Consider the following 15,663-nt stretch of genomic DNA (forward strand, 5'->3'; position numbering starts at 1 on the left):
GCGTCTCCTAGCCGGGCAGGGTGTCCGGTGCGTTGTCGGGCATGTGCTCGGGGCTCGTGTGCGACGAACCCCAGGTGCGGCGCCGGACGTACAGCATGATCGCACCGATGATCACGATCAGCCCGGTGACGATCACCGCGCCCCACTGGAAGTACCAGTGGTCGGTGCCGTAGACCTCGGCCCGCGGCCAGATCAGGTTGACCGTCATCGCGGCGCCGTAGAGCACCGCGACCAGGTTCACCAGCGTGCCCCAGCGGCCGAGCTTGAAGTACGGGCCGTGCTCCGGCCGCGGCCAGCCGCCGCGCAGGCGCCGGACGAGCATCGGGCCGGTGACCATCAGGTAGGGGATGTAGAACAGGACGATCGCGGTCGAGGTCAGGATGAAGAACGCCCGCTGGTTGCCGAGGTTGATCAGCAGCACCACGATCGTGAGGCCGCCGGTCAGCAGCGCCGGCAGCACCGGCGTCTTCGACCGCGGCGACACCTTCGCCATCGCGCGGCTGAACGGGAGCCGCCCGTCGCGGGCCATCGCCCACGTCATCCGGATGGCCGCGGTCTGCACGGCCAGGCAGCACACGGTGATCGCGATCGCCGAGCAGATCAGGAAGGCGTCGCCCAGACCGTCGCCGAGCGTGCTCTTGAGCAGGTACGGCATGCCGGACGTGCTGAGCTCGTCGGCGTTCAGGTTGCCGACGGCCATCATGCCGAACAGCATGATCAGGCCGCCCACGATGAACGCCGCGGTGAGGGCGCGCAGGATCGCGCGCGGCGCGTGCCGGCGCGGCTGGGTGGTTTCCTCGGCCAGCGAGCCCGCGGTGTCGAAGCCGTAGAAGACGTACGCGCTCATCAGCGACGCCACCAGGAAGGCCCCGAAGTACCCCCACGACTGGCCTTCGCCGGTGCCGTGGGTGTCGAAGACGAGGCCCGGGCCGCGCTTGATGTGGATGGCCAGCGCGATCACGAGCAGGATGCTCGCGCCGAGCTCCACCGCGACGCCGAAGTTGTTGATCCGCGCCATCAGCTTGACGCCGATGATGTTCACGACCGTGGCGAACACGACCAGGATGAGCGCCAGGATGATGGCGTTCTGCGCGCCGCCGGGCGTCGAGGTCAGGCCCGCGTCGGAGTCGCTGCCGACGATCTGGAACGCGGTCGAGACCTGCGGCAGGATGATCTGGTAGGCCACCGCGACGGCGGCCGCCGTCACGATCGCGCCGATGATCATGATCCAGCCGGCCAGCCACGACGTCGCGGGCTTCGCGATCTGCTTGGCCCACTGGTAAACGGACCCGGCGAGCGGGAACTGGCCGGCGAGCTCGGCGAAGCACAGCGCGACGGCGAGCTGGCCGAGGAAGACCAGCGGCCACGTCCAGATGAAGGCCGGGCCCCCCGACCCGAAGCCGAAGAAGAAGAGCTGGAACACGCCGGTCAGGATCGAGATGTAGCTGAACCCGGCGGCGAAGCTGGAGAACGAGCCGAGCGAGCGCTCGAGCTCCTGGCGGTAGCCGAACTTTTCGAGTTCGGAGCTGTCGTCGGCAGCAGGCCCCCCGCCCGCCGGCTTTTCCTGGGTGGTCATGGCAACGTCCTCACGTGGTGGGGGAGGGGAATTCAGCCTTTGAACCAGTGCTGCGGAACGGGCTCGATGTTCTGGTAGATGTGCTTGCTCTCCTGGTACTCCGCCAGCCCGGACGGTCCGAGCTCGCGGCCGATGCCGGATCTCCCGAACCCGCCCCACTCCGCCTGCGGCAGGTAGGGGTGGTAGTCGTTGATCCACACGGTGCCGTGGCGCAGGGCCCCGGCGACTCGCTGGGCGCGGGACGCGTCCGACGTCCACACGGCCCCGGCGAGCCCGTACTCGGTGTCGTTGGCCAGCGCGATCGCGTCGGCCTCTTCGGTGAAGCGTTCCACGGTGACGACCGGGCCGAAGACCTCTTCCCGGACGATCGCCATGTCCCTGGTGCAGTCGGAAAACACGGTCGGGCGCAGGAAGAAACCGCTTTCGTACTCCCGGCCTTCCGGCCGGCTGCCGCCCGCCCGGAGCGTCGCGCCGGCTTCGATCGCGCCCGCGATGTACCCCTCGACCTTGGCGCGGTGCTGCGCCGAGACGAGCGGGCCCGTCTCGGTCGCGGGGTCGAGGCCGTCGCCGACCCGGATCCGGTCGGCACGCGCGGCGAGGTCCGCCACGAACCGGTCATGGATCCCATCCTGGACGATCAGGCGCGCGCCCGCCGAGCAGACCTGTCCCGAATGGACGAACGCCGCCATCAGGGCGTAGTCGAGCGCGGTGTCGTAGTCGGCGTCGGCGAAGACCATGTTCGGGTTCTTGCCGCCGAGCTCCAGCGCGACGCGCCGGACGCCCTTCGCGGCGGCCGTCATGATCTTCTCGCCCGTCGCGTAGCCGCCGGTGAAGGAGACCAGGTCGACGGCCGGGTGCTCGACCATCGTGGCGCCGACCCGGCCGTCGCCGAGCAGGAGGTTGACGACCCCGTGCGGCACGCCGGCCTCTTCCAGCAGGGCGACGAGCTTGATCGTCGTCAGCGGCGTGACCTCGCTGGGCTTGAGCACGACGGTGTTGCCCGCGGCCAGCGCGGGCGCGACCTTCCACGACATCTGCAGCAGCGGGTAGTTCCACGGCGCGATCAGCGCGCAGACGCCGACCGGCTCGTGCACGATCCGGCTGACGACGCTCGCGCTGCCCGCGTCGACCAGGCGGCCGGCGTCCTTGTCGGCGAGGTCGGCGTAGTAGCGGAAGACGTTGGTGACGTCGTCGATGTCGATGCCGCCTTCGCCCAGCGTCTTGCCGGTGTCGAGGCTCTCGGTGCGGGCGAGTTCTTCGCGGTCGCGGACCAGCAGGTCGGCGGTGCGCCGGAGGAGCGCGCCGCGTTCGGTGGCGGTGGTGCGTCGCCACGGGCCCTCGTCGAAGGCCCGCCTGGCGGCTCTGACAGCGGCGTCGACCTCCGCGGCGCCCGCTTCGGCGACGGTCACGATGACCTCGCCGGTGGCGGGATTCAGCACGTCGGAGCGCGTCCCGGTGGACGCGTCCAACCAGATTCCGTCGATGTGGAGGTCCTTCACGCCACGTCCTTCCCCGGATCGGTGGTGGCTGTGCGGCGTCCTGAGTGCGTACATTTGTACGCGATAGGTGTACAGATGTCCACAACTGGGTTTTCACGAGGTGACGTGCGACGATCCGGTTCGTCGCGCACACCGGCACGAAGGGGCGGCACGACACCGATGTCGAAGAACGACTCCACGGCCACGCGCCGCCGGGGCCCGAACGACCCCGAACGGCGGGCGCGGATCGCCGAGGCGGCGATCGAGGTCGTCGCCCAGCGGGGCATCGACGGGCTCACCCACCGGGCGGTCGCGGCCGCCGCGGGCGTCCCGCTCGGCTCGACGACCTACCACTTCGCGACCCTGGACGACCTCCTGGAGGTCGCGCTGGTCGAGGCCGCCGAGAAGAACGTCCACGCGCTGAAGGAGTGGGAAGCCGCGCTGCCGCCGGAGGCCGACTTCGCCGCGGCGCTCGCCGACCTCGTCATGGGCTACATCAACGAGCAGTACCGGGCGACGGTCGTCGAGTACGACCTGTACGTCGCGGCGTTGCACCGCCCCCGGCTCCGCAAGGCGAGCGCGGCCTGGGACGACGCGCTCGTCGCGTTCTTCGGCTCCCGCACGGACGCGCTGACCGGCCGTCTGCTGGCCGGCCTGTTCTGCGGCCTGCTGATGCAGGCGGCCCTGGCCGACCCCCGCCCGACCCGCGAAGAGATCGAAACCCTCTTCCGCCGCGCCATCCACGGCCCAGCCATGTGACCGAGCGGGCATCACGCGTGATTGAGGAGGCATCACCCGTGATTGAGGAGGCATCACCCGTGATTGGACGGGCATCGGCGTGATGCCCCGGCAATCACGCGTGATGCCCGCTCAATCACGCGTGATGCCCGAAACGTGCCGGAAATCTGGTGCGGGGCCGTGAAAAACGTGGGTTGACATGGGTCTGGGTGGCAGTCACTCTGTTCCGGAGTGAGCAACATGACGCGTCTTCCGCAACTACTCCCGAACTGATCGCGGAGAGGACCCACGCCGTGACCACTACCGATCTCCCGCCGAGCCTGCTCGCCACGCTGCCCGGCTCCGCCTACACCGACCCGACGGTCTTCGCGCTGGAGCAGGCGAAGATCTTCGAGGCGGACTGGTTCTGCGCCGTGCGCGGCGCGGACCTGCCGACGCCGGGGTCGTTCGAGACCGTCCAGGTCGGCAAGGAGAGCGTCCTGATCTCGCGGGGGCGGGACGGGAAGCTCAACGCCTTCCTCAACGTCTGCCGCCACCGCGGCGCGCGGCTCTGCACGGCCGAAACCGGTACCGTCAAGCGGTCCTTCCAGTGCCCGTACCACGCCTGGACGTACGGCCTCGACGGCAAGCTCATCGCCGCGCCGAACCTCACCGGGATGCCCGACGTCGACCGCACCGAGTTCGGCCTCACGAGGGTGCACCTGCGCGAGTGGCTCGGCTACGCCTGGGTCTGCCTGGCCGACGAGCCGCCGTCGTTCGAGGAGACCGTGGTCGGCGCCGTCACCGAACGCCTCGGCGGGCCCACCGAGATCGACGCCTACGGCATCGACGGCCTGGCGCTGGGCAAGCGCATCGAGTACGACGTGAAGGCGAACTGGAAGCAGATCATCGAGAACTTCATGGAGTGCTACCACTGCGCGACGATCCACCCGGAGCTCACCGAGGTCCTCCCGGAGTTCGCCGACGGCTACGCCGCGCAGTACTACGTCGGCCACGGCGCCGAGTTCGGCGGCGAGATCCAGGGCTTCACCATCGACGGCTCCGCGGGCGTCGACCGCCTCCCCGGTGTCACCGAAGCGCAGGACCGCAAGTACTACGCCATCACGATCAAGCCGGGGGTGTTCGTCAACCTCGTCCCGGACCACGTGATCTTCCACCGGATGTTCCCGCTGGCCCCCGACCGGACGCTGGTGCGCTGCGACTGGCTGTACCTGCCCGAGGTCGTCGAATCCGGGAAGGACCTGAGCCGGTCGGTCGAGCTGTTCCACCGCGTCAACCTGCAGGACTTCGAGGCCTGCGAACGCTGTCAGCTCGCCATGGACTCGCGCTCGTACGCCAACGGCGGCGTGCTCGTGCCCAGTGAGCACCACATCGGCGCCTTCCACGACTGGGTTCGTGCCCGGCTGGCGGTCTAGATCAACGCGCGGATGGCGGCCTCGAAGCCGGTGACGTGCTCGAGCGTCAACGCGGCCGCCTTCTCGGCGTCGCCCTCGATGATTGCGGTGAGGAGCGGGACGTGTTCGTCGACGTGGCCGGCCATCCCGGACAGCCGGGGCACGAACACGCACCAGATCCGCGTCGCGAGGTTGTCGTACCGGATCAGCGTGTCTTCGAGGAACGGGTTGTGCACGCACCGGTAGATCGCCCGGTGCAGGGCGAGGTCGGTGCGCAGCAGCTCGGCGTTGTCCCCGGCGGGGACGCCGGCGTCGAGCTGCGCGCGCAGCCCGGTCAGGACGTCCCGGTCCGCCGTCGTCGCGCGCTCGGCGGCGGCGGCCGTGGCCATCGGCTCCAGCGTCCGCCGTACTTCGGAGATGTGCGCGAGGTCGGAGATGTGGACGTCGGTGGCGAACGTGCCCCGCCGCGGGTAAGCGACGACCAGGTGTTCGGACTCAAGCCGCTTCAGCGCTTCGCGGATCGGCGTGCGGCCCATGCCGAGCGTGGTACCGAGCCACTCCTCGTTGATGGGGTCGCCGGGCCGGATGTCGAGCATGACCAGCTGGTCGCGGACGAACAGGTACGCCTGTTCGGCCAGCGACGGGGGATTGACCTGCGGGTGCATGGCGCTTAGCCTACATCGACGATTGATATATCAGAAGTCGACCAGACGGAGCTTTGGATGACCTCGACGATCGACCCAGTGCTCAACCGGTCCCTGACCGAGTACGACCCGGCGGTGGCCGAGGCGATCGGCGCCGAGCTGCGCCGCCAGCGGACGACGCTCGAGATGATCGCCAGCGAGAACTTCGCCCCGCTGAGCGTGCTGCAGGCCCAGGGCTCGGTGCTCACCAACAAGTACGCCGAGGGCTACCCCGGACGCCGGTACTACGGCGGCTGCGAGCACGTCGACGTGCTCGAGCAGCTGGCCATCGACCGCGTCAAGGCGCTGTTCGGCGCCGGGTTCGCCAACGTCCAGCCGCACTCGGGCGCCCAGGCCAACGCCGCCGCGATGGCCGCCCTCCTCAAGCCCGGCGACAAGATCCTCGGCCTCTCGCTGGCCCACGGCGGCCACCTGACGCACGGCATGCGGATCAACTTCTCCGGCCTGCTCTACGACGTCGCCGCGTATGAAGTGTCCGAAAAGGACTTCCGCGTCGACATGGACGAGGTCGCCCGGCTCGCGCGGGAACACCGGCCGAAGCTGATCATCGCCGGCTGGTCGGCCTACCCGCGTCAGCTGGACTTCGCCCGCTTCCGCGAGATCGCCGACGAGGTCGGCGCGTACCTCATGGTCGACATGGCCCACTTCGCCGGGCTGGTCGCCGCGGGCCTGCACCCGTCGCCGGTGCCGCACGCGCACGTCACGACGACCACCACGCACAAGACGCTCGGCGGCCCGCGCGGCGGCGTCGTGCTGACCGATGATCCGGCCTTGGCCAAGAAGGTCAACTCCGCGGTGTTCCCCGGCCAGCAGGGCGGCCCGCTGGAGCACGTCATCGCCGCCAAGGCCGTCGCGTTCAAGATGGCTTCCGAACCCGCGTTCGTCGAACGCCAGCAACGGACCCTGCGTGGGGCGAAGCTGTTGGCCGAACGGCTGGTGACCGAACCGGACATCTCCGTGCTGACCGGCGGCACCGACGTCCACCTCGTGCTCGTCGACCTGCGGAACTCCGAGCTGGACGGCAAGCAGGCCGAAGACCGGCTGCACGAGGCCGGCATCACCGTGAACCGCAACGCCGTCCCGTTCGACCCGCGGCCACCGATGGTCACGTCCGGCCTGCGGATCGGGACGCCGGCCCTGGCCACGCGCGGCTTCGGCGACGTCGAGTTCCGCGAAGCCGCCGACGTCATCGCCGAAGCGCTCAGGCCCGGCTACGACGTCGAGAAGCTGCGGGCCCGCGTCACCGCGCTGGCCGAGGCGTTCCCGCTGTACCCCGGGGAGGAGACCCGATGACCGACCTGCCGGAGCACCCGGACTTCCTCTGGGACAACCCGGAACCGAAGAAGGCCTACGACGTCATCGTCGTGGGCGGCGGTGGGCACGGCCTCGCCACCGCGTACTACCTGGCCAAGGTGCACGGCATCACGAACGTCGCCGTGCTCGAGAAGGGCTGGCTCGCCGGCGGGAACATGGCCCGCAACACGACGATCATCCGCTCCAACTACCTCTGGGACGAGAGTTCCGGCATCTACGAGCACTCCCTCAAGCTGTGGGAAGGCCTCGAAGAGGACCTCGGCTACCCGATCCTGTTCAGCCAGCGCGGCGTGCTGAACCTCGCGCACAGCCTGCAGGACGTCCGCGACAGCGTGCGGCGCGTCGAGGCCAACAAGCTCAACGGCATCGACGCCGAGTGGGTGGACGCGGTCGGCGTCAAGGAGATCTGCCCGATCGTCAACACCTCGCCGGACGTCCGCTACCCGGTGCTCGGCGCGACCTTCCAACCGCGCGCGGGCATCGCGAAGCACGACTACGTCGCCTGGGGCTTCGCCCGGGCCGCGCACGAACTGGGCGTCGACCTCATCCAGAACTGCGAGGTCACCGGCATCACCACGAGCGGTGGCCGCGTCACCGGCGTCGAGACGTCACGGGGCCGGATCGCCGCGAACAAGGTCGCGCTGTGCGCGGCCGGGCACACGTCGGTGCTGGCTCGCATGGTCGGTCTCGACCTGCCGCTGACGTCCCACCCGTTGCAGGCGCTGGTGTCGGAGCTGCTGGAGCCCATCCACCCGACGGTCGTCATGTCGAACGCCGTGCACGTCTACGTCTCCCAGGCGCACAAGGGCGAACTCGTGATGGGCGCGGGCATCGACAGCTACAACGGCTACGGCCAGCGCGGCTCGTTCCACATCATCGAGCAGCAGATGGCCGCCGCGCTGGAGCTGTTCCCGGTGTTCGCGCGGGCGCACCTGCTGCGGACGTGGGCGGGCATCGTCGACGTCAGCCCGGACGCGTCGCCGATCATCGGCCTCACCCCGGTGGAGAACCTGTTCCTCAACTGCGGCTGGGGGACCGGTGGCTTCAAGGCCACGCCGGGCGTCGGCGACGTCTACGCGGACACCATCGCGCGCGGCAAGCCGCACGAGTACGCCGAGCCCTTCGCCCTCGACCGGTTCACCACCGGCGCCCTCGTCGACGAGCACGGCGCCGCCGCCGTCGCGCATTAGGAGCGTTCATGCAGCTGATCCGATGCCCGTTCTGCGGGCCGCGCGAGGAAGCCGAGTTCCACTACGGCGGCCAGGCGCACGTCGCGTATCCCGAGGATCCGTCGGCGCTGTCCGACGAGGAGTGGGCGAAGTTCGTCTTCTTCCGCGAGAACCCGAGCGGGCCGTTCGCCGAGCGCTGGAGCCACTCCGCGGGCTGCCGCCGCTGGTTCAACGCCGTTCGCGACACCCGCACCCACGACCTCCTGGCGGTCTACCGCCTCGACGAGCCCAGGCCGGTGATCCCATGACCCGACTGTCCGGAGTGCCGCTCAAGTTCACCTTCGACGGCCGCGAGCTGACCGGCTACCTCGGCGACACCCTCGCCTCCGCGTTGCTGGCCAACGGCGTCCACCACGTCGCGACGAGCATCAAGTACGGACGGCCGCGCGGGATCTTCGGCGCCGGTGTCGAAGACTCGAACGCCTTGGTGCAGATCGAAAAGCCGTTCCCCGAGCCGGTGCTGAGCGCGACCACCGTCGAGCTTTACGACGGCCTGGAGGCCCGTGGTTTGCGAGGTCAGGGGCGGCTGGCCACCGAGCCGGACCCGGCGCGGTACGACGCCAAGCACGCCCACTGCGACGTCCTGGTCATCGGCGCCGGACCCGCGGGCCTGGCGGCGGCGCGGGCCGCGGAAGGCCGGGTCCTGCTCGTGGACGACCAACCCGGCGGCGAAGCTCCCGAGGGGGTCCGGTTCCTCCCGCGCACCACGGCGTTCGGCATCTACGACGACGGCTTCGTGCTGGCCCTGGAACGCCGGGGCGAGCCCGCCGCGCCCGAACGGATTTCGCGGCAGCGCGTCTGGCGGATCCGCGCGAAGCGGATCGTCATCGCGACCGGCGCGCACGAGCGGCCGATCGTGTTCCCGGACAACGACCGTCCGGGCATCATGCTCGCCTCCGCCGCGCGCACGTACCTGAACCGCTACGGCGTGCTCGCCGGGAAGCGCGTGGTCGTGTTCACCACCAACGACAGCGCGTACGACGCCGCGTTCGACCTCGCCGCGGCGGGCGCCGAGATCGCGATGATCATCGACGCGCGGGACCACGCGCCCGACAGCCGCGGCATCGAAGTCCGCACCGGAAGCGGGGTCTACGGGACCGACGGCGACACCCACCTCACCGGGGTGCACGTCGCCCCGCTGGGCGAGACGGACGGCGTGCGCGTCGAGTGCGACCTGCTGCTCGTGTCCGGCGGTTGGAACCCGGCCGTGCACCTCTACAGCCAGGCCCGCGGCACCCTGCGGTACTCCTCGGACCTCGGTGCGTACGTCCCGGCCGGTGACCTGCCGAACGTGGGCGTCGTCGGCGCCGCCGCGGGCGAAGGCCTGCCGGAGACCGAGGTGCTGTGGCAGGTGCCCGCGCCGGAGTCCGAAATGGACACCCGGTTCGTCGACCAGCAGCGTGACGCGACGGTGTCCGACGTCCTGCGCGCCACCGGCGCCGGGCTCGTCTCGCTGGAGCACGTCAAGCGGTACACGACCATCGGCACCGCGCACGACCAGGGCAAGACGTCCGGCATGCTCGCCGCGGGCATCACCGCGGACGCCCTCGGCGTCGACCTCGCCGACCGGCGCCCGACGACGTTTCGGCCGCCCTACACGCCGGTGGCGTTCGCCGCGCTGGCCGGCCGCGACCGCGGTGAGCTGCACGACCCCGTGCGCGTCACGACCATTCACCCGTGGCACGTCGAGCACGGCGCCGAGTTCGAGAACGTCGGCCAGTGGAAGCGGCCGTGGTACTACCCGCGGCCCGGCGAGTCGATGCACGACGCCGTGAAGCGCGAATGCCGCGCCGCCCGCAACGACGTCGCGCTGATGGACGGGTCCACGCTGGGCAAGATCGACGTCCAGGGCCCGGACGCCGGCTGGTTCCTCGACATGCTCTACACGAACATGATGAGCACCCTGCGCGTCGGCCGGATCCGCTACGGCGTGATGTGCGGTGTCGACGGCATGGTCATCGACGACGGCACGGTCATCCGCGTCGCCGAGGACCGCTTCCTCGTCACCACCACGACCGGCAACGCGGCCATGGTCCTGGAGTGGATGGAGGAGTGGCTGCAGACGGAGTGGCCGCACCTGCGCGTCTACGCCACGTCGGTCACCGAGCACTGGGCCACGATTCCGCTCGTCGGCCCCCGTTCCCGGGAGGTACTGGGCCGCCTGGCGCCCGGCCTCGACGTCTCCAACGACGCCTTCGGGTTCATGACCTGGCAGGACACCGAGGTCGCCGGGACCCCGGCCCGGGTCTGCCGGATCAGCTTCTCCGGCGAGCTGGCCTACGAGATCAACGTCCGCTCGTGGCACGGGACGCACGTCTGGCAGTCCATAGTGGATGAAGGAGCCACGCCGTACGGCACCGAGACCATGCACGTCCTGCGCGCCGAGAAGGGCTACCCGATCATCGGCCAGGACACCGACGGCACGGTCACCCCGCAGGACCTCGGCATGTCCTGGGCGGTGTCGAAGAAGAAGGCCGACTTCATCGGCAAGCGTTCGTTCGCCCGCGCCGAGAACAACCGGCCCGACCGCAAGCAGTTCGTCGGGTTGCTCCCGGTCGATCCCTCGGTGCTGCTGCCGGAGGGTTCGCAGATCATCGAGTCCGAGACGGTGCCCGAACCGCCGGTGCGGATGCTCGGCCACGTCACCTCCAGCTACGACAGCGCCGCCCTCGGCCGGACGTTCGCGCTGGCCCTGGTGCGCTCCGGACGTGAGCGCGTCGGCGAGACGCTGTACGTCCCAGTCGGCGACCAGGTCGTGCCGGTGACCGTGACCGAATCCGTGCTCTTCGACAAGGAAGGAGCCCGCCGTGACGGCTGAAGCGGTCGAAGAAAAGCTCCGCACCCAGCTCACCGTCCGCCTCCGCGGGGGCGACACCCTCCTCGGCGTCGCCCTGCCGGACCCGTGCACCTTCACCAGCGGCAACGGCGTCGACATCCTCTGGATGGGCCCCGACGAGTACCTCGTGCTCGCCGAACCCGGCCGCGAAACCGAGCTGGAAGCGTCACTTTCCCGGGAAAGTGACGCCGTCGTGGACGTGTCGGCGCAGCGGAACGTCGTGCGGTTGACCGGGGAGCACGCGGCCGACGTGCTCGCGCACGGGTGCTCGATCGACCTGGAGACGGCGACGCCGGGTACGTGCGTGCAGACGTTGCTCGCCCGGACCGGGATCGTGCTCATGGTCCGGGAAGAGGGCTTCACGATCCTCGTGCGACAGTCCTTTTCGGACTACTTCCACGCGTGGCTGGCCGACGCGAGCTTGGAGTACGCCTCGTGACCTTCACCCTGACGCTCAAGTGCCCGGAACGCGCGGGCATCGTGCACGCCGTCACGACGTTCCTCGTCGGGCAGGGCTGCGACATCGTCGAGCACCAGCAGTTCGACGACGACGTCCGCGGCTCCCTGTTCCTGCGCACGTCGTTCAAGTGCGCCGAAGAGCACACTGTGGACGATCTGACGCGCGCGTTCTCGCCGGTGGCCGGGGACTTCGGCATGGAGTTCGGGTTCTCCGACGGGACGCCGCCGCGGGTTCTCGTGATGGTGTCGAAGTTCGGGCACTGCCTCAACGACCTGCTGTTCCGCTGGCGCGCGGGCGGCCTCGGCGCGGAGATCGCCGTCGTGGTCTCCAACCACGAGGACCTGCGGCCGATGGCCGAAGCGGCCGGCGTCCCGTTCGTGCACGTCCCGGTGACGCCGGAGACCAAGCCGGAGGCCGAGCAGCGGCTCCTCGACCTGGTCGGCGAGTACGAAGCGGATCTGGTGGTGCTCGCGCGGTACATGCAGGTGCTGTCCAACGAGCTGTGCCAGAAGCTCGAAGGCCGCGCGATCAACATCCACCACTCGTTCCTGCCCGGCTTCAAGGGCGCCAAGCCCTACCACCAGGCCTACGACCGGGGCGTGAAGTACGTCGGCGCGACCGCGCACTACGTCACGCCCGACCTCGACGAGGGCCCGATCATCGAGCAGGAGGTCCAGCGCGTCGACCACACGTACTCGCCGCGCGAGCTCGTGACCGTCGGCCGCGACGCCGAAGCCCTCGCCCTGTCCCGCGCGGTCCGCTGGCACTGCGAACGCCGCGTCCTGCTCAACGGCAACAGCACCGTCGTCTTCCGTTAGGAGTTCCGCCATGACCGCACCGCGAGTAGTCATCATCGGCGCCGGCATCGTCGGCGCGAACCTGGCCGACGAGCTGACCGCCCGCGGCTGGGCCGACGTCACCGTGCTCGACCAGGGCCCGCTGCCGCGCACCGGCGGGTCGACGTCCCACGCGCCCGGCCTGGTGTTCCAGACGAACGCGTCCAAGTCCATGACCGACTTCGCGCGCTACACCGTCGAGAAGCTCCTCGACCTGGACTGCTTCCTCCAGGTCGGCGGCATGGAGGTCGCGACCACCCCGGCGCGCTGGGAGGACCTCAAGCGCAAGCACGGCTGGGCGCAGTCCTGGGGCGTGCCGGGCTCGCTCATCGACGCCGGCGAGTGCGTCTCGCGCTGGCCGCTGCTCGACGGGTCGCAGGTCTTCGGCGCGCTGCACACCCCGACCGACGGCCTGGCGCGGGCCGCGAAGGCCGTGGCCGTGCTCGCCGACCGGGCCACCTCGCGCGGTGCGCGGTTCGTCGGCTCGACGAAGGTGACCGACGTCCTGCAGGAAGGCGGGCGCGTCACGGGCGTCCGGACCGACCAGGGCGACTTCCCGGCCGACGTCGTCGTGTCGTGCGCCGGGTTCTGGGGCCGCGAGATCGGCGCGATGGTCGGCATGGACGTCCCGCTGCTGCCGCTGGCGCACCAGTACGTGAAGACCGGGCAGGTCGCGGAACTCGTCGGGCGCAACACCGAAGAGGTCGAGGCGAGCCTGCCGATCCTGCGGCACCAGGACCAGGACCTGTACTTCCGCGAGCACGTCGACCGCATCGGCATCGGCTCCTACGCGCACCGGCCGATGCCGGTCGAGGAGTCCACTTTGGATCCGACGGTCAGCGGGACGGCCATGCCGTCGATGCTGCCCTTCACCGAGGACGACTTCGCGCCGTCGTGGGAAGAAAGCAAGCTGCTGCTGCCCGCGCTGCGGCAGACGAAGGTCGAAGAGGGCTTCAACGGGATCTTCTCGTTCACCCCGGACGGCCAGTCGCTGGTCGGCGAGTCACCCGACGTCCGCGGCTTCTGGATCGCCGAGGCGATCTGGGTGACGCACTCCGCGGGCATCGCCAAGGCCGTCGCCGAGGTGCTCGTCGAGGGACACTCCGAAGTGGACCTGCACGAGGTCGACGTCCACCGCTTCGAGGACGTCCAGCTCGCCCCGTCGTACGTGCACGAGACGGCGCAGCAGAACTTCGTCGAGGTCTACGACGTTCTGCACCCGTTGCAGCCCAAGCTTTCCCCGCGCAACCTGCGCGTGACACCGTTCCACACGCGGCAGCGCGAGCTGGGCGCGGTGTTCCTGGAGGCGGGCGGCTGGGAGCGGCCGCACTGGTTCGAGGCCAACGCGCCGCTGCTGAAGAAGCTGCCGTTCGACGCGTTGCCGCCGGCGCGCGACGCGTGGTCGGCGCAGTTCCACTCGCCCATCGCGGCGGCCGAGGCGTGGCACACGCGGAACAAGGTCGCGATGTACGACATGACGCCGTTGAAGCGCGTCGAGGTCAGCGGGCCGGGTTCGCTGGAGTTCCTGCAGTCGCTGACGACCAACCAGCTCGACAAGTCGGTCGGTTCGGTGACCTACACGCTGATGCTGGACAACGCCGGGGGCGTCCGCAGCGACGTCACGGTGGCGCGGCTCGGGCCGGAGCTGTTCCAGGCCGGGATCAACGGCACGATCGACGTCGACCACCTCGTGAAGCACGCGCCCGCGGGGGTGCAGGTCCGGGACATCACGGGCGGGACCTGCTGCATCGGCGTCTGGGGCCCGCTGGCCCGGGACCTCGTGCAGCCGCTGACGCAGGAGGACTTCTCGCACACGGCGTTGAAGTACTTCCGCGCGAAGCGGGCGCGGATCGCCGGGGTGCCCGTTGTCGCGATGCGACTGTCCTATGTGGGCGAACTCGGCTGGGAGATCTACACCGGCGCGGACAACGGCCTGCGGCTGTGGGACGCGCTGTGGGCGGCCGGGCAGCAGCACGGCGTCATCGCGGCCGGGCGGGCGGCGTTCAACAGCCTTCGGCTCGAAAAGGGCTACCGGCTGTGGGGCACCGACATGACGACCGAGCACGACCCGTACGAGGCCGGCCTGGCGTTCGCGGTGCGGCCGGCGAAGGGCGATTTCCTTGGCCTGGACGCCATCGAGGGCCGCAGTGAGGAAACGGCGTCGCGGCGGCTGCGGTGCCTGACGATCGACGACGGCCGGACCGTCGTGCTGGGCAAGGAACCGGTGTTCGTCGACGGCGTCGCGTCGGGCTACGTCACGAGCGCGGCGTACGGGTACACCATCGGCCGGCCGATCGCGTACGCGTGGCTGCCGGCTTCGGCGGACGTCGGAAGCAGTGTCGAGATCGAGTACTTCGGCCGCCGGGTCGCGGCCACCGTGGCCGCCGAGCCGCTGGTCGACCCCGGCATGGAACGAATCAGGCGGTGAGTCATGCGTGACCAGATCCTGAGCGACTACCTGAAGTCCCTGGCGTCGGAGGGGTCCCCCGGCGGCGGCGCGACGGCGGCGCTGCACGTCTCCCAGGCCGCGGCTCTGGTGGCCCACTGCGCCGAGGACCGCGAGGTGGTGGCCGAGGCGGAGGCGCTGAGCATGCACGCGCTGCGGCTGGCGGAGAAGGAGGCGCACGCGGCCCGGACGGTCGTCCGCGCCCGCCGTCAGCCACCCGGTGACCTGCGCGACCGCGCCCTGGCCGACGCCCGGCGAGGCGCGTGCGTGCCCCCGTCGGACGTCATCGCCGCGGCGTCCGTGGTCCTGGACCTGGCGTCGCGCCTGGCGCCGGACCCGGACCTGGCGGCGGCGGTCGAAGCCGCCCGCGCCGCGGCGTCGACCGCCCGGGTGACCATCGAGGTCCACCTGGCGGGACTGCCGGACGACGCCGCCTTGCGTGAAGTCGTGGCGGGCGTGGGCGCGCTCCACGCCCGTGCGGACGCGCTGACGGCGGCTATCAGGGAAGCGGTGGTGGCGTAACGTCGATCACGGAGGTATGTCCGGCGCTCGCGGCGGGTACATCCACAGCAAGTCCATGGAAGCGCGCCAGGAAATTCTCAGGAAAGCGGCGTTTCCTGGAACGGCCGGAGGCTTGTCGAGGGCTGGAGCT

The 15,663-nt window shown here is 70.2% G+C and carries 13 protein-coding genes; 10 read left to right on the forward strand and 3 right to left on the reverse strand.

Annotated features, from left to right (window positions below):
• Nucleotides 1–7: 7 nt before the first annotated feature.
• Both ACWEN0_RS36825 and ACWEN0_RS36830 read right to left on the reverse strand, forming a co-directional pair.
• The gene (locus ACWEN0_RS36825; RefSeq protein ID WP_451984239.1) at nucleotides 8–1,576 is read right to left on the reverse strand and encodes an amino acid permease; all 1,569 of its coding nucleotides are present in this window, start codon (nucleotides 1,574–1,576) and stop codon (nucleotides 8–10) included.
• A gap of 32 nt (nucleotides 1,577–1,608) precedes the next feature.
• A complete protein-coding gene (locus tag ACWEN0_RS36830) occupies nucleotides 1,609–3,075 on the reverse strand; it encodes an aldehyde dehydrogenase family protein (protein ID WP_451984241.1) in 1,467 nt (488 codons plus the stop codon).
• A gap of 159 nt (nucleotides 3,076–3,234) precedes the next feature.
• Here ACWEN0_RS36830 and ACWEN0_RS36835 point away from each other — a divergent pair, with 159 nt between their 5' ends.
• Nucleotides 3,235–3,813: a TetR/AcrR family transcriptional regulator gene (locus ACWEN0_RS36835; RefSeq protein ID WP_451984243.1), complete on the forward strand. Its 579-nt coding sequence runs from the start codon at nucleotides 3,235–3,237 to the stop codon at nucleotides 3,811–3,813.
• 272 nt (nucleotides 3,814–4,085) lie between these two features.
• Nucleotides 4,086–5,207, forward strand: a complete 1,122-nt coding sequence (locus ACWEN0_RS36840) for an aromatic ring-hydroxylating oxygenase subunit alpha (protein WP_451984245.1) — start codon at nucleotides 4,086–4,088, stop codon at nucleotides 5,205–5,207.
• Here the strand turns inward: ACWEN0_RS36840 and ACWEN0_RS36845 are convergent.
• Nucleotides 5,204–5,851 (reverse strand): GntR family transcriptional regulator, encoded by a 648-nt coding sequence (locus ACWEN0_RS36845; protein ID WP_451984247.1) that lies wholly within the window; start codon nucleotides 5,849–5,851, stop codon nucleotides 5,204–5,206. The genes ACWEN0_RS36840 and ACWEN0_RS36845 overlap by 4 nt on opposite strands.
• 57 nt (nucleotides 5,852–5,908) lie before the next feature.
• Between ACWEN0_RS36845 and glyA the strand changes: the two genes are divergently transcribed.
• Genes glyA through ACWEN0_RS36885 form a run of 8 tightly spaced genes read left to right on the forward strand, consistent with a single transcriptional unit; the run spans nucleotide 5,909 to nucleotide 15,533 of the window.
• Nucleotides 5,909–7,183, forward strand: a complete 1,275-nt coding sequence (gene glyA, locus ACWEN0_RS36850) for a serine hydroxymethyltransferase (protein WP_451984249.1) — start codon at nucleotides 5,909–5,911, stop codon at nucleotides 7,181–7,183.
• Nucleotides 7,180–8,394: a sarcosine oxidase subunit beta family protein gene (locus tag ACWEN0_RS36855; protein WP_451984251.1), complete on the forward strand. Its 1,215-nt coding sequence runs from the start codon at nucleotides 7,180–7,182 to the stop codon at nucleotides 8,392–8,394. The genes glyA and ACWEN0_RS36855 overlap by 4 nt, the downstream gene beginning before the upstream one ends.
• A gap of 8 nt (nucleotides 8,395–8,402) precedes the next feature.
• Complete coding sequence (locus tag ACWEN0_RS36860) at nucleotides 8,403–8,681, forward strand: sarcosine oxidase subunit delta (protein ID WP_451984253.1); 279 nt, start codon at nucleotides 8,403–8,405, stop codon at nucleotides 8,679–8,681.
• Nucleotides 8,678–11,251 carry a 2Fe-2S iron-sulfur cluster-binding protein gene (locus ACWEN0_RS36865; RefSeq protein ID WP_451984255.1) on the forward strand — a complete coding sequence of 858 codons (2,574 nt, stop codon included), beginning with the start codon at nucleotides 8,678–8,680 and terminating at the stop codon, nucleotides 11,249–11,251. The genes ACWEN0_RS36860 and ACWEN0_RS36865 overlap by 4 nt, the downstream gene beginning before the upstream one ends.
• Nucleotides 11,241–11,708: a sarcosine oxidase subunit gamma gene (locus ACWEN0_RS36870; protein WP_451984257.1), complete on the forward strand. Its 468-nt coding sequence runs from the start codon at nucleotides 11,241–11,243 to the stop codon at nucleotides 11,706–11,708. The genes ACWEN0_RS36865 and ACWEN0_RS36870 overlap by 11 nt, the downstream gene beginning before the upstream one ends.
• Nucleotides 11,705–12,547 (forward strand): formyltetrahydrofolate deformylase, encoded by an 843-nt coding sequence (gene purU, locus ACWEN0_RS36875; RefSeq protein ID WP_451984259.1) that lies wholly within the window; start codon nucleotides 11,705–11,707, stop codon nucleotides 12,545–12,547. The genes ACWEN0_RS36870 and purU overlap by 4 nt, the downstream gene beginning before the upstream one ends.
• A gap of 10 nt (nucleotides 12,548–12,557) precedes the next feature.
• Nucleotides 12,558–14,993 carry a GcvT family protein gene (locus tag ACWEN0_RS36880; protein ID WP_451984261.1) on the forward strand — a complete coding sequence of 812 codons (2,436 nt, stop codon included), beginning with the start codon at nucleotides 12,558–12,560 and terminating at the stop codon, nucleotides 14,991–14,993.
• Between the two features lie 3 nt (nucleotides 14,994–14,996).
• Nucleotides 14,997–15,533 carry a cyclodeaminase/cyclohydrolase family protein gene (locus ACWEN0_RS36885; RefSeq protein WP_451984263.1) on the forward strand — a complete coding sequence of 179 codons (537 nt, stop codon included), beginning with the start codon at nucleotides 14,997–14,999 and terminating at the stop codon, nucleotides 15,531–15,533.
• Nucleotides 15,534–15,663 lie beyond the last annotated feature (130 nt).

The organism is Amycolatopsis sp. NPDC004378 (genome assembly GCF_053602455.1).